This is a genomic window from Natronococcus sp. A-GB1 (genome assembly GCF_029688845.1).
GTDB lineage: Archaea > Halobacteriota > Halobacteria > Halobacteriales > Natrialbaceae > Natronococcus.
Genome location: NZ_JARUKW010000001.1, coordinates 471045 through 483664, shown reverse-complemented (window position 1 = coordinate 483664; position 12620 = coordinate 471045). Strand labels below are relative to the sequence as shown.

Here is a 12620-nt window from a genome sequence, read left to right as displayed (position 1 = left end):
AACTCTCTTCGCTGTCGCTACAAAACACCTCCGGAACGGGAACGAGACCACCGTCGATATCGAACCCCCGCGTCCACGGTCACCGAAACCGATCCCGTAGCCGACGCCACAGCGCCTCCGGAACGTCCTGTTTTCGCTTGGCCATGATGACGGCGCTCTCGGCCTCCCGACCGATCGCCTCGGGGACGTCCCCGACCAGCGCCCGCCGAAGAAAGGCGCCCTCGGCTGCGCCGACGACGGTCACGTCGTGCTCGCTCGAGCGCTCGACGATCGTCTCGACGACCGATCCCTCGAGGACGGTCTGCTCGACGGACTCGACGGCCCCCAGCGCGGGCGCCGTGCGGTTGAGCAGCTTTCGGGCCTCAGCAACGGTCTCCTCCTCGCGGTCGGGGACGACGGTGACGAGTTCGATCCGGGCGTCGTGGGCGCGGGCCAGCGCGCCCGCGGTCTCGGCGGCGAACTCGGTGTTGGGGCCGCCGGCGACGGGGACGAGCACCGACGAGACGGCGCGTCGATCCCGGTCGATGCGCTTGACGAGGACGTCACACGGTGGGTCGGCGAGGACGTCGTCGATGTAGCTCCCGAGGACGACATCGCGGCGACGGGGTCGGCCGCGCCAGCCCAGCAGGATCACGTCGACGGACTCGTCGGTCGCGACGTCGCGGATCCCGTCGGCGACGCTTCGGCCGAACCGAACCCGACCCGCCGCGGCGACGCCGTACCCCGTCGCTCGCTCGACCGCGTCGGCGACCAGCGCCCCTCGGTCGTCGACGTCGAACTGGCGGCGAGCCTCGCCGAGGGGAACCTGCATCGGGACAATGACGACCGAAAGCACGAGGATCTCGAGGTCGCGATCGGTCGCGAGGTCGATCGCCGTATCGAGCAGCTGGTCCGCAGTTTCGGGGTTCGCGACTGGGACGAGGAGACGATCACCTGACATGTGTCGGGTAGCCGTACTGTCTCCGTGCAGCGATAAGTAGGCTTTCCCGGCACGGCGAGAGGCGACTCGGGAAGTCGATGACGGCGGCCGTCACTCCCGATCCTGCGCGACGAACGCCTCGTAGAACGCCGCCGAGAGGTGACGGTCCTCCCAGGCCCGGCGCTCGTCGTCGTCGATCGACGCTCCCCAGATCGCGAGCAGGGTGACGAACGCGCCGATTCCGGGAACGACCGCGATCGCGAGCGTCACCAGCGGCTCGAGCACGAACACGCCGACGAACCGCGAGACGACCGCCCCGGTATCGAGACCGAACAGCGCCCAGCGACCGACGAACGGCGCGAGCGCGACGATCACGAGCGGGTAGACGACGGCGTTCAGCAACGGCCCTCCGGAGCCGCGAACGAACGCGAGTCCGAAGTACGTCCAGACGAGGATCGAGCCGGCCATCCCACCGACGCGCTGTGGGGCGACGTTCGTCTCGCTGGCGAGCACCGAGAGGTCGCCGTAGCTGACGGCGACCGCGCCGAAGTACCCGACCCAGAAGACGACGACCGCGACGGCGACCGTCGCCGCGTGCTCGAGCGGGCGCTGGTCGGCGAAGCCGTCGAGTGCGGGCGGACGGTCCATTACTCGAGCGAGGCGTCGCCTCGGGGTTCAGCGTTGCGGATCCGGTTCGAAAACGGCGCGTCGAAACTGCCGGGAGACCGAGCGGGGCTCAGTCGTCGGCGGGGACGGCTCGCTGGCTTCGGTCGCCGGCCATCGCGAGGACGTCGTCGAAGAAGTCGAGGGTGTCCTCGGGACCGGGGTTGGCCTCGGGGTGGTACTGGCGGGTGAGAACGTCGTACTCGACGCCGTCGAGCCCTTCGGGGGTGTCGTCGTTGACGTTGATCTGGGAGACCTCGAGGGCGTCGCCGGGTTCGGCGACGGTGTAGCCGTGGTTCTGGGTCGTCATGACGACGCGACCGGAGTCGAGGTCGAGGACGGGCTGGTTGACCCCGCGGTGGCCGAACGTCATCTTCTCGGTGGTGCCACCCAGCGCGCGGGCGACGATCTGCTGGCCGAGACAGATGCCGGCGACGGGCGTGTCCTCGACGAACGCCTCGACGAGCGACACCGCCTGCTCGTAGTTCGCGGGGTCGCCGGGACCGTTCGAGATGAACAGCACGTCGGGGTCGACCGACTCGACGTCCTCGACGCTCGCGTCGTAGGGTAGAACGTGGACCTCGGCGTCGCGTTCGACGAGCGAACTGGTGATCGACCCCTTCGCACCGCAGTCGATCAGCGCGACGGTCTCGCCGTCGTTGCCTGCGCCGTGGACCTCGGGCTCGTCGACGCTGACCTGGGCGCCGATCTCGGTGTGGTCGCTCATCTCCTTGCAGGCCTCGAGTTCGGCCAGGGCGTCCTCCTCGGTGACGTCCTCGCCGACGGCGATGCCACACTTCATCGCGCCCTCGTCGCGGATGTCGGTGACGACTTCCCGGGTGTCGAGGTGGTCCATCGCGGGAACGCCCTCGCTGTCGAGCCAGTCGGCGACATCGTCGGTGAGCTCCCGGGAGAGCACGGCCCGCGGGTGGACGCGGTCGTCCTCGAAGCGTTCCTCGCGGACGCCGTAGTTCCCGATCAGCGGGTACGAGAAGGTCAGAATCTGTTCCTCGTAGGATGGATCGGTCAGACTCTCCTCGTAGCCAGTGTACGCCGTCGTGAATACCAGTTCGCCACGAGCCGTCCCCGGAGCGCGGCCACGTCCCTCGATCACGTGACCACCTTCCAGCGCAACGTAGGCAGCTGTCATTACGAACTACGTATTTGATGCCGGGGCATAAGTGTTGCCTTCGAAGCTGAGTTACGAAATTCGTAATGGGTAAGTGAGGGTCGGTCGTAGTCCCGCATCTCTATGGACGAGCTGGATCGACGGATCCTCGATACGCTTCGGCGAGACGCCCGCACGCCGTACACGGAGATCGCCGACGAGGTGGGAACGAGCGAGGGAACGGTTCGGAACCGAGTCGAACGGATGATGGACGACGGGGTGATCGAGCGCTTTACCATCTCGACGCACACGGGCAACGTCAAGGCGATGATCGAAGTCAGCGTCGCCGTCGATGTCGACACGAAGGGCGTCTCCGAACGGATGGCCGAGTGGGAGGAGGTCGACTTCGTCTGGATGGTCTCCGGGGAACAAGACATCGTCCTGGTCGTCGACGCGGCCGACACCCGCGGCGTCAACGACCTCATCACCCAGGCTCGCGACCAGGAGGAAGTCGTGAGCACGCAGACGCGGCTGATTCTGGACGAGCAGCTCGGGTGAATCCGGTCGAGAGCCGGCTACGAGTCGGTTGCGTCCGGTGGCTCTCCGAGTCCCGGCGACGGCTCCGCGAGCAGCCCATCAGGATGCTTCCGGCTGTGGATCTCTCGGTAGAGCCGACGCAGCCCGCGATCGAATCGTCCGGTCGCGACTCGAGGTTCGACCCGGCCGTCCCGGATCGCCTCGACGACCGCCTCGGGCGTGAGTTCGGTGGCGTTGATCCGCGTGTACGCCCGTCCTGCCTCGAAGGGATAGTGAGCGTCGCTGCCCCCGACCAGGGGCAGGTCGTGGCGCTCGGCCAGCCGCTGGACCAGTCGCTCCGTTCGGGGGTGCTTGCCGTTGATCTCGATCGCATCGAACGGCAGCTCCTCGAGCTCCCGGATCGTGCTATCCCGGTAGGGATGGGCGACGATCGCCACACAGCCTCGGTCGTGGGCCAGCTCGACGACCTCCGCGGGCGTGTACTCACCCGGGGCCGTCTCGGTCGGTGGATCGGGGCCGATCACGAGGACGTGTCCGTGTGTCGTCGAGACCTCGATCCCGGGAATCGTCGCCACCCGCGACGAGAAAAACGGCGTGTAGTAATCGTGGTTCGTCGTCGCGACGCCGTCGAGCCCGCGGGCGTCGAGTGCGCGCGCGAGCAGCCGAAACCCGTGGGGATCGAATCGATCGCCCAGCGCCCGGTGACCGTGGAAGAACCGCGTGTGTGCGTGCAGATCGACGGCGAACATATCTAGCCGAACGTGAACTGGCCGTTTTGTTTTTCCGACTCGTACCGCCGGTATGGAGCGAGACGTCGATCGAGTCGGGCAGCCGAGCGGAGACGTCGAGCGGAAGGACAGAACCGACGCCGACCACGTCGTTATCTGCAACCCGGTAAGCGGTACGGAGGATCACCTCGGGCAGGTGCGGACGCTCGCACGCGAGCGTGGGTTCTCGGTTCGGATCACCAAGAGTGAGGGCGACGGCGTCCGGTTCGCCCGTGAGGCCGGGGCTGCCGGTGCCGACCTCGTCGTCGCCTCGGGCGGCGACGGGACGATCAACGAGGTCGTCAACGGCCTCGCCGAGGCCGAGGTCCTCGAGCGAACGACCCTCGCGGTCGTCCCGACGGGAACGGGAAACAACTTCGCGTCGAACCTCGGAATCGACGGTATCGAGGGCGCCTTCGACGCGATCGACACGGGTCGCCGTCGCCGGATCGATCTGGGCACCGCGAACGGCCGGGCGTTCGTCAACTCCTGTGTCGGCGGGCTCACCGCCGAGGCGAGCGGTGCGACGACGCCCGACGAGAAGCGGCGCCTCGGGGTCCTCGCGTACGTCTCCCGCGCCCTCGAGACGATCTCCTCGTTCGACTCTCTTCCGATTCGCGCGACCCTCGAGAACGGACCCGACGGCGACGCGAGCACGCGGAGGACGTGGACGGGCGAGGCGATGCTCGTCCTCGTCGGGAACTGCCGGCGGTTCGGCGGCACCAGGCGGGCCCAGGCGAACGTCGAGGACAGCCTGTTGGAGGTGACGATCGTCGAGGACGCCCCGACGACCGATCTGGTCGGCGAGGCCGCGCTCGCGGGGCTGTTCGAACGCGGCGAGCGACACATCGTTCGCCACCGCGTGCCCTCGCTCACCCTCGAGAGCCTGCGGTCGGAGCCGATCGAGTACAGCCTCGACGGCGAGATGCTCGACGCGGAGACGCTCGAACTCGAGACGGCAGCGAACGCGCTCGAGGTCGTCGTCGGGGATCGGTATCGCCCGGATCCGGACGCGGCCGGTGGTCGGTCCGGCTGAGGGCTGGAGTCGGGAGTAGCGAGACGATACTGGTTTCAAGACCCGCTGAGATTGTGCGGGTATGAGTACGCCACAGGACGAGGAACCCCACAAAAACGCACGGCAAGACGTCATCGCCGTCGACGAAGCCGACACCGAACTCGAGCTCGTCAACCGACTCGAGGCCCACACCGGTGACGGAATCCGCCACCGGGCGTTCACCTCGATCGTCTTCGACGAGGACGACAACGTCCTCCTCGCCCAGCGCGCACCCGGCAAGCGTCTCTGGGGAACCTACTGGGACGGGACCGTCGCCTCCCACCCCGTGCAGGGACAGAGCCAAGAGGAGGCGACTCGCCAGCGACTCGAAGAGGAACTCGGCGTCACCCCCGACCAGTACGACGACCTGCGGGTGACCGACCGCTTCGAGTACAAGCGGTACTTCGAGAACGCGGGCGTCGAACACGAGGTCTGTGCCGTGTTGAAGCTGACGCTATCGGATCGAACGCTCGAGCCCGACGAGGAGGAGGTCGGCGGCTTCATGTGGGTTCCCTACGAGCGCCTTCACGAAAACCCCGAGTGGTACCGCCAGCTTCGACTCTGTCCGTGGTTCGAGATCGCGATGCGCCGGGACGTTCGCTCCGATTGAGGACGGTTTCGTTCATCGAAACGGCTTACGGACGGACAAAACGGATTCCGGCGACCGAGCTCGGACTAGGAACGGGATAGTCGCCGAAAACGGTCGGGCGGACGTTCCACCGACGCTTCGAAAAACGAAAGTCGGCCGATCAGCGACAGTTCGTGCCGAAGTTCTGAGTCACGTACAGTCGGCCGTCCGAGGCGACTGCGGCACCGATCCCCTCGGCGGTCCAGGACTGGGAGAGGATGTTCTGGCGGTGGCCGTCGCTTCCCATCCACTGGTCGACGCTCTGGCGGGCGGCCGCGGTCGGCGACTCGTCGGCCGCGTAGTTGAACAGGACGTTCTCGGCCCAGCCCCGGCAGTCGATCCCGAACCGTTCGTAGCGGTCGCTCATCGTCTCTCCCTCCGGAGACGTGTGCGAGAGATAGTTCCGGTCGGCCATATCCTGGCTGTGGGACGACGCGACCGCCGCGAGGTCGTCGCGGTAAGCGAGGGCGTCCAGTCCGCGATCCGTTCGGATCTCGTTGACGCGGTCGTGGATCGCCGACTCGACAGCTGTCTCGAAGTCGACGTCCTGCGCTGCCACCTGGTTCGTTCCGGCAGCGAGCGCGGAGCTACCAAGGACGGTCACTGCTGCGTTACGCACGAACGATCGCCGCGAGTTGCGTGCCATCGTTTCTGCCTGCTTCCTACTGAACCTTTACTATAGTCAGGCTAACCTCAACTAGCCAATTCGACTGTTCGATTCTGTCACTGTGCCGAAGAAAACGGGACGGGATCGAGGGTGTCGACGACAAGGTGGTCCGACTCGAGCGGACGGGCGGACTATCGGGAGGAAACGCTGCGGTCGAAAACGTGCGGGTGCTCGAGGCTCGAACGATCAGGGCCGGGTCGTCGCCCACACCGCCGTCACCGCCAACAGGACGGCGGGGACGAGCGGCAGGACGATCAGGGCGAACAGGTAGTCGGTCGCCGGGGGCCACAGCAGGATGATCCCCGGCGCGATGATGAACGCGAAGACGATGACGGCCACGAGCGACCAGCCGCGCCAGTCGAACTCGCGGTCGGCCGCCTCCGGATGAACGGGTTCGTCGACCCAGTCTGCGGTCTCGTCACCGTCGTCGGTCGTCTCGCGGGGTTGGCCCTCCTCGTCGAACGTCGAGGGGTCGTGGACGTAGCCGCCGTCGTCGCTCGAGGTCACGTTCGGAGGTTGCGAGGCGACGGTCAAAGCACTCACGGTTCCGCCGTCCGAGCGACGGGTGCTCGAGGCCTACAGCTCGCTGTCAGGGCGGACGACGACCTTCCCGAAGCCCTCGCGGGACTCGATAATCTCGTGGGCGCGGGCGGTCTCGCTCATCGGGAGCACCTCGCGGATCGCGGGCTCGAAGGTGCCGTCCCAGACGAGTTCCATCACGTCGTCGACCTGTCCGGGGGTTCCCATCGTCGACCCGATGATCTGGAGCTGGTTCCAGAAGATTCGCGGGATGTCCGTCTCGGGATTTCCGCCCGCCGTGCCGCCGCAGGTGACCAGTCGGCCGTTCTTCGCGAGGCTCTTGATCGAATCCCGCCAGGTGCCGGCGCCGATGTAGTCGACGACGACGTCGACGCCCCGGTTGCCGGTCTCGCCCCGAACCCACTCCGCGAAGTTCTGCTGCTCGTAGTTGACGACGTGGTCCGCGCCGAGTTCGCGCGCGTGCTCGAGTTTCTCCTCCGTGCTGCCGGTGGCGTACACCTCCGCGCCCGCGTAGTCGGCGATCTGGACCGCGGCGTGGCCGACGCCGCCGCTGGCCCCCAGCACGAGCACCTTCTCGCCGGCCTCGATGTCGGCGCGGTCGATCAACAGCCGCCAGGCGGTCTGAAACACGAGCGAGGTCGACCCCGCAGTGACCCAGTCGACGCCCTCGGGGACGGGAATGAGGTTGTCCTCGGGAACGGCGGCGTACTCGGAGTGAACCCCGGTGACGTGTTCGCCGATCAGATGAAAGTTGACACACAGCGTCGGATCACCGCTGCGACAGAACTCACAGTCGCCGCAGTGGACCCCCGCGGTGACCGCGACGCGGTCCCCCGGCGCGAATCGGGTGACGTCCTCGCCGACGTCCTCGACGACGCCCGCCGCGTCGCTACCCGGCACGTGGGGCATCTCGAGGTCGAGCGTCGGCAGCCCGCGGCGGACCCAGACGTCGAGGTGGTTCAGCGCGCCCGCCTTCACGTCGACCAGTACTTCGTCGCGGCCGACCTCCGGGTCGGCGTAGTCGCCGTACTCGATGACGTCCGTTTCGCCGTGTTCGGTGACTTTGACCGCTTGCATACACGCTTCCCGACGGAAACGACCGGCATAACAGTTGGGCCGGCCCTCGGTGTGGTCCGCGATTCCTTTACCGCTCGCCCGCACAACTGCAGTATGGAGACGACGGAGCCCGACGACGACCCTGAGGAGGAACTGCCCGGGGTCGGCGTCGTCACGATCGCGACGAACCGCTCGCTTACGACCGACGCGGCCGGCGAGACCATCGAGGGGATCCTCGAGGAGCGCGGGTTCGAGGTCCCGATGCGTGAACACGTCGGCGCCGACCACGACAAGGTCCAGTCGATCGTCTCGCGAATGGTCGACCGCAACGACGTCGAACTGGTCCTTACGAGCGGCGCGACCAGCATCGAACCCGACGACGTCACGCTCCAGGCGGTTCGGCCGCTGCTCGACAAGGAACTGCCGACGTTCAACGACCTGTTCTCGACGCTCGCCTACGACGCCTTCGGCTCCCGCGTCATCGCGGCGCGGACGCTCGCGGGCGTCTCCGGTGACGTCCCCGTGTTCTGTCTCCCCGGCAACCGCGACGCCGTCCGGCTCGGCCTCGAGAAGCTCGTCCTGCCGGAGGCGACCCACCTCGTCACCCTCGCGAGCGAGGGGGAGACGGTCGCCGATCCCGAGATTGAGAAGGAGATCGAGGACGAATGAAAGAACAGATCCGCGAGCGGGTCTGGGACGACCTGGAGGAAAGCGGCGTCGCCCGATTCCCGTTTCCGCCCCACGGCCGAATTCCCAACTTCGCGGGCGCCGACGACGCCGCCGACCGCCTCGCCGACCAGCCCGAGTGGGCGGCCGCGACGGCGATCAAGGCCAACCCCGACGCACCCCAGCTTCCGGTCCGTCGCCGCGCGCTCCGGAACGGAAAGACCGTTTACATGGCCGTTCCGCGCCTGCACGACGAGCGGTGTTTCCTGAAGCTCGACCCCGACACCCTCGAGGACTACGACGCGGCGACGACGATCTCGGGGTCGTCCGAACACGGTGAGCAGGTCGGGCCGGAGGCCGTCGAAGAGATCGATCTGATCGTCTCCGGGAGCGTCGCGGTCACTGCAGACGGGGATCGAATCGGTAAGGGAGAGGGATACAGCGACCTCGAGTACGCCGTTCTCCGGGAGTTCGGTCTCGTCGACGAGTCGACGACCGTCGCGACGACGGTCCACAGCCGACAGCTGGTCGACGACGAGGTCGACACCGGCGAACACGACGTCTCGATGGATCTGATAGTGACGCCCGAAGAAGTACGTCGACCCGACGGTGGCGGGCAGCCAGACGGTATCGACTGGGAACTGCTCTCTGAAGAGCGTCTCGAGGAGATTCCGGTACTGAAACGTCTCCGTGAGCGATAGCTCGGGAGCGTACTGAAAGCCATACTGGGACACGACCCCGTGTCCCGAGACAGCGATGGTGACGCGGGTCGGTGCAGGGAACCCGCGTCACCCATCAAGCGGATAACGGTATGGCAATGTGGGGGAAGGGTGCTGTGGTGGGGTTGCTGGAAGTCACGGGTTGGCAGATCGGTGCCACTTGGTGGGGTCTGCCCGTCGACCTCCATCGACACCTATGAGTGGATACCACTTGAACTGGGGAGTCGGTATAGCTGTCTTACGCCGAATTCCCGCAGGCTTAACTCGAGTTTATCCGTTCGAAATAGCTCAATAGAACGTTCACGGCGGCCACAGACGAGTAAGTTCCCGTTGCCAGGCCGACCGTCGGAACAAACCGTCAGCCGACCAGCTCTTCGGCGACCAGGGTCGCGTCCATCAGCTGCGGGTCGAGCGCGAGATCGAGCTGGCCCCGAACGAACTCCGGGACCGTGCGCTCGCCGTAGGCGACCGTCCGAACGTCGTCGTTGAGATCACAGACGATCGGAATCGTCGTCGCCTGATCGACGTCGGTCAGCACGTACAGATCCGCCTCGAGGACGCCCGCCTCCTCGAGGGTCGGTCGGGAGAGGACGCCGTTGACTCGAGCGACGTCGACTCCCTCGGCCTCGAGGGCGTCGCCGATGCCGTCCTCGTCGGGGCCGGCGACGATGGCTTGCAGACTCATTCGTACTCGATGGTCGCGGGCGGTTTGTGGGTGACGTCGTAGACGACCCGTGCGACGTTCTCGTTCTCGCCGGTGATTCGGGACTGGATGCGCTGGAGGGTCTCCCAGTCAAGCTCCTGGGCGCGGGCGGTCATCCCGTCGCGGGACTCGACCGACCGAACCGAGACGACCCAGCCGTGGACTCGGTTGTCACCTTTCACGCCCGTCGCCTTGCCGATCACGGCAGCGAGAGCCTGCCAGGGGTCGTACTCCTCGAGTTCGTCCTCGACGACGTGACAGGCGTCGCGGGCGACCTCGAGTTTCTCCTCGGTGACCTCGCCGATCACGCGGACGGCGAGTCCGGGGCCGGGGAACGGCATCCGCTCGGCGACGAGTTCGTCGAGTCCGAGGTGACGGGCGACCTCCCGAACCTCGTCTTTGTACAGATCGCGAACGGGTTCGACGATGCCGTCGAAGTCGACGACATCGGGCAGGCCGCCGACGTTGTGGTGGGACTTGATTCCACCCTCGCTCTCGATACGGTCGGGGTAGATCGTCCCCTGAACGAGGTAGTCCGCGTCGGCGTCTGTGGCCTCTCGCTCGAACTCGCGAATGAACTGCTCGCCGATAACGGCCCGCTTCTCCTCGGGGTCGGTGACGCCCTCGAGGGCCTCGAGGAATCGGTCCTTCGCGTCGACGATCCGCAGCGACTCCATGTAGTCGAACGTCTCGCGGATCTGGGCGGTCTCGCCCTTTCGCATCAGCCCGGTGTCGACGTAGACCGGGGTGAGCTGGTCGCCGATCGACTCGTAGGCCAGCGCCGCCGCGACGGAGGAGTCGACGCCGCCCGAGAGGGCGATGACCGCGTTCGCGTCGCCGACTTCGTTCTCGATCTCTTCGACTGCTTCTGGGACAAACGTCTGTGTGTCGACCATCAGTGGGTTACCTCGGTTTCGCCGTCTGTCGTCGCGTCGTCTGTGGTACGCTCGAGTGCGGCCTCGACCAGGCCGAGAAACGGCGGGCTCGGCTGTCCCGGTCGGGACGTGTACTCGGGGTGGAACTGCGTGCCCAGGAAGTAGGGGTGATCCTCGAGCTCGAGGATCTCCATGCGGTTGCCCGCGGTGCCCGAGAACACGAGCGGTTCCTCCTCGAACCGGTCGAAGTACTCGGGGTTGACCTCGTAGCGGTGGCGGTGGCGCTCTGAACAGGAGGTGTCGCCGTACAGCTCGTAGGCGAGCGTCTCGGGCTCGATCACCGTCGTGTGCTCGCCAAGTCGCATCGTCCCGCCCATGTCCTCGACCTCGTACTGCTCCGGGAGGATGTCGATAACGGGGTGGGGCGTCTCCTCGTTCATCTCGGCGGAGTGGGCGTCCTCGAGGCCCAGCACGTTCCGGGCGTACTCGACGACGGCCATCTGGAAGCCGAGACAGAGCCCGAGGAACGGAACGTCGTTCTCGCGGGCGTAGCGGACCGCCTCGATCTTCCCCTCGGAGCCGCGCATACCGAAGCCGCCGGGAACAATGACGCCGTCCATCCCCTCGAGCTGGTCGTCGTGGTCGTCCGCCAGCTCGTCGGCGGCCACCCAGTGGACGTCGACGTCGACATTACGGTCGAAGCCGGCGTGTTTCAGCGACTCGTGGATGGACATGTAGGCGTCCTCGAGGTCGTACTTGCCGACCAGCGCGACGTCGACCGAGCCGTCTTTCTCCGTCGTGACGATCTTTCGCCACTCGTTGGCTCGCTGTCCCTCCGGTAAGGCCTCGCTCGCGAGCCCGAAGTGCTCGAGGACGTACTGGTCGAGCCCCTCCTCTTCGACCATCAGCGGAACGTGGTAGACGTCCTCGACGTCGGGGTTCGAGAACACAGCCTCCGTCTCGATGTCACAGAACAGCGCGATCTTTTCTTTCGTCTTGGGCTCGAGGCGGTCCTCGCAGCGTCCGACGATCACGTCGGGCTGGAGCCCGATCGAACGAACTTCCTTGACCGAGTGCTGGGTCGGCTTCGTCTTCTGCTCGCCGTTTTTCGAGTATGGGACGAGGGTGACGTGGGTGAAGAGGATGTCCTCCTCGTCTTCCTCGTGGGCGAACTGGCGCAGGGCCTCGAGGTAGGGCATCCCTTCGATGTCGCCGACGGTGCCGCCGACCTCGACGATGCAGACGTCGGTCCCCGCCGCCGCTTCGCGGATGCGCCGTTTGATGTCGTCGGTGATGTGGGGGATGATCTGGACCGTCTTCCCCAGGTAGTCGCCAGCCCGTTCCTTCTCGATGACGTGCTGGTAGGTCTTCCCAGTGGTGACGTTGTGGTCGGAGGTCATGTCGACGTCGAGGAACCGCTCGTAGTTCCCCAGGTCGAGGTCGACCTCGCCGCCGTCCTCCAGGACGTACACCTCGCCGTGCTGGTAGGGGTTCATCGTCCCCGCGTCGACGTTCAGGTAGGGGTCGACCTTGACCGCCGTCACGTCGAACCCGGCGTTTTTCAGGAGGCGACCGGTGCTCGCGGCCGTGATCCCCTTCCCGAGCCCCGACATAACCCCGCCGGTGACGAAAATGAACTTGTTCCCCAGCGAGGGATCATAATGAGTGTCCGATTCCGTCGGCATACCGAGTGTCCGCGCGAACGGTTGAAAACGATT

General features: G+C 66.4%; 15 protein-coding genes. 5 read left to right on the top strand and 10 right to left on the bottom strand.

From position 1 onward, the window contains the following. Positions 1-79 precede the first annotated feature (79 nt). From QA600_RS02550 to carA, 3 genes are all read right to left on the bottom strand, one after another. A complete protein-coding gene (locus QA600_RS02550) occupies positions 80-940 on the bottom strand; it encodes a universal stress protein (RefSeq protein ID WP_278290386.1) in 861 nt (286 codons plus the stop codon). A gap of 90 nt (positions 941-1030) precedes the next feature. Further along, entirely contained in the window at positions 1031-1567 is a 537-nt protein-coding gene (locus tag QA600_RS02545) for a hypothetical protein (RefSeq protein WP_278290385.1), read from the bottom strand. A gap of 88 nt (positions 1568-1655) precedes the next feature. After that, on the bottom strand, positions 1656-2732 hold the full coding sequence (gene carA, locus QA600_RS02540) for a glutamine-hydrolyzing carbamoyl-phosphate synthase small subunit (protein WP_278290384.1): 1077 nt from the start codon (positions 2730-2732) through the stop codon (positions 1656-1658). 102 nt (positions 2733-2834) lie between these two features. Here carA and QA600_RS02535 point away from each other — a divergent pair, with 102 nt between their 5' ends. Further along, complete coding sequence (locus QA600_RS02535) at positions 2835-3248, top strand: Lrp/AsnC family transcriptional regulator (protein WP_278290383.1); 414 nt, start codon at positions 2835-2837, stop codon at positions 3246-3248. Positions 3249-3265: 17 nt separating this feature from the next. Here the strand turns inward: QA600_RS02535 and QA600_RS02530 are convergent, their stop codons facing one another. Next, positions 3266-3976 carry a CehA/McbA family metallohydrolase gene (locus tag QA600_RS02530; protein WP_278290382.1) on the bottom strand — a complete coding sequence of 237 codons (711 nt, stop codon included), beginning with the start codon at positions 3974-3976 and terminating at the stop codon, positions 3266-3268. A gap of 52 nt (positions 3977-4028) precedes the next feature. Between QA600_RS02530 and QA600_RS02525 the strand changes: the two genes are divergently transcribed. Further along, positions 4029-5030, top strand: a complete 1002-nt coding sequence (locus QA600_RS02525) for a diacylglycerol kinase family protein (RefSeq protein WP_278290381.1) — start codon at positions 4029-4031, stop codon at positions 5028-5030. Between the two features lie 61 nt (positions 5031-5091). Beyond that, entirely contained in the window at positions 5092-5658 is a 567-nt protein-coding gene (locus tag QA600_RS02520; RefSeq protein WP_278290380.1) for an NUDIX domain-containing protein, read from the top strand. Between the two features lie 139 nt (positions 5659-5797). On the opposite strand, the gene QA600_RS02515 is transcribed toward QA600_RS02520, so the two are convergent. The 3 genes from QA600_RS02515 to QA600_RS02505 form a co-directional block, all read right to left on the bottom strand. Further along, on the bottom strand, positions 5798-6322 hold the full coding sequence (locus QA600_RS02515) for a CAP domain-containing protein (protein ID WP_278290379.1): 525 nt from the start codon (positions 6320-6322) through the stop codon (positions 5798-5800). 207 nt (positions 6323-6529) lie between these two features. Further along, positions 6530-6850 (bottom strand): hypothetical protein, encoded by a 321-nt coding sequence (locus QA600_RS02510; RefSeq protein WP_278290378.1) that lies wholly within the window; start codon positions 6848-6850, stop codon positions 6530-6532. A 69-nt stretch (positions 6851-6919) separates the two neighbouring features. Continuing rightward, positions 6920-7960, bottom strand: coding sequence for a zinc-binding dehydrogenase (locus QA600_RS02505; RefSeq protein WP_278290377.1), 1041 nt, complete (start codon positions 7958-7960; stop codon positions 6920-6922). A 93-nt stretch (positions 7961-8053) separates the two neighbouring features. Here QA600_RS02505 and QA600_RS02500 point away from each other — a divergent pair, with 93 nt between their 5' ends. Beyond that, the gene (locus QA600_RS02500) at positions 8054-8608 is read left to right on the top strand and encodes a molybdopterin-binding protein (protein ID WP_278290376.1); all 555 of its coding nucleotides are present in this window, start codon (positions 8054-8056) and stop codon (positions 8606-8608) included. Continuing rightward, on the top strand, positions 8605-9306 hold the full coding sequence (locus QA600_RS02495) for a 5-formyltetrahydrofolate cyclo-ligase (protein WP_278290375.1): 702 nt from the start codon (positions 8605-8607) through the stop codon (positions 9304-9306). Before QA600_RS02500 ends, QA600_RS02495 begins: the two co-directional genes overlap by 4 nt. A 376-nt stretch (positions 9307-9682) precedes the next feature. Here QA600_RS02495 and QA600_RS02490 read toward each other — a convergent pair whose 3' ends face one another. The 3 genes from QA600_RS02490 to QA600_RS02480 are packed head-to-tail and all read right to left on the bottom strand — an operon-like array spanning position 9683 to position 12587. After that, positions 9683-10009, bottom strand: a complete 327-nt coding sequence (locus QA600_RS02490; protein ID WP_278290374.1) for a CTP synthetase — start codon at positions 10007-10009, stop codon at positions 9683-9685. Further along, complete coding sequence (gene guaA / locus QA600_RS02485) at positions 10006-10923, bottom strand: glutamine-hydrolyzing GMP synthase (RefSeq protein WP_278290373.1); 918 nt, start codon at positions 10921-10923, stop codon at positions 10006-10008. Before guaA ends, QA600_RS02490 begins: the two co-directional genes overlap by 4 nt. Continuing rightward, the gene (locus QA600_RS02480) at positions 10923-12587 is read right to left on the bottom strand and encodes a CTP synthase (RefSeq protein WP_278290372.1); all 1665 of its coding nucleotides are present in this window, start codon (positions 12585-12587) and stop codon (positions 10923-10925) included. Before QA600_RS02480 ends, guaA begins: the two co-directional genes overlap by 1 nt. Between the last annotated feature and the right edge of the window lie 33 nt (positions 12588-12620).

Excerpts from the sequence above, each read along its gene's own strand:
- QA600_RS02550 (WP_278290386.1), bottom strand. The coding sequence starts at position 940 with ATGTCAGGTGATCGTCTCCTCGTCCCAGTCGCGAACCCCGAAACTGCG.
- QA600_RS02545 (WP_278290385.1), bottom strand. The coding sequence starts at position 1,567 with ATGGACCGTCCGCCCGCACTCGACGGCTTCGCCGACCAGCGCCCGCTC.
- carA (WP_278290384.1), bottom strand. The coding sequence starts at position 2,732 with ATGACAGCTGCCTACGTTGCGCTGGAAGGTGGTCACGTGATCGAGGGA.
- QA600_RS02535 (WP_278290383.1), top strand. The coding sequence starts at position 2,835 with ATGGACGAGCTGGATCGACGGATCCTCGATACGCTTCGGCGAGACGCC.
- QA600_RS02530 (WP_278290382.1), bottom strand. The coding sequence starts at position 3,976 with ATGTTCGCCGTCGATCTGCACGCACACACGCGGTTCTTCCACGGTCAC.
- QA600_RS02525 (WP_278290381.1), top strand. The coding sequence starts at position 4,029 with ATGGAGCGAGACGTCGATCGAGTCGGGCAGCCGAGCGGAGACGTCGAG.
- QA600_RS02520 (WP_278290380.1), top strand. The coding sequence starts at position 5,092 with ATGAGTACGCCACAGGACGAGGAACCCCACAAAAACGCACGGCAAGAC.
- QA600_RS02515 (WP_278290379.1), bottom strand. The coding sequence starts at position 6,322 with ATGGCACGCAACTCGCGGCGATCGTTCGTGCGTAACGCAGCAGTGACC.
- QA600_RS02505 (WP_278290377.1), bottom strand. The coding sequence starts at position 7,960 with ATGCAAGCGGTCAAAGTCACCGAACACGGCGAAACGGACGTCATCGAG.
- QA600_RS02500 (WP_278290376.1), top strand. The coding sequence starts at position 8,054 with ATGGAGACGACGGAGCCCGACGACGACCCTGAGGAGGAACTGCCCGGG.
- QA600_RS02495 (WP_278290375.1), top strand. The coding sequence starts at position 8,605 with ATGAAAGAACAGATCCGCGAGCGGGTCTGGGACGACCTGGAGGAAAGC.
- QA600_RS02490 (WP_278290374.1), bottom strand. The coding sequence starts at position 10,009 with ATGAGTCTGCAAGCCATCGTCGCCGGCCCCGACGAGGACGGCATCGGC.
- guaA (WP_278290373.1), bottom strand. The coding sequence starts at position 10,923 with ATGGTCGACACACAGACGTTTGTCCCAGAAGCAGTCGAAGAGATCGAG.
- QA600_RS02480 (WP_278290372.1), bottom strand. The coding sequence starts at position 12,587 with ATGCCGACGGAATCGGACACTCATTATGATCCCTCGCTGGGGAACAAG.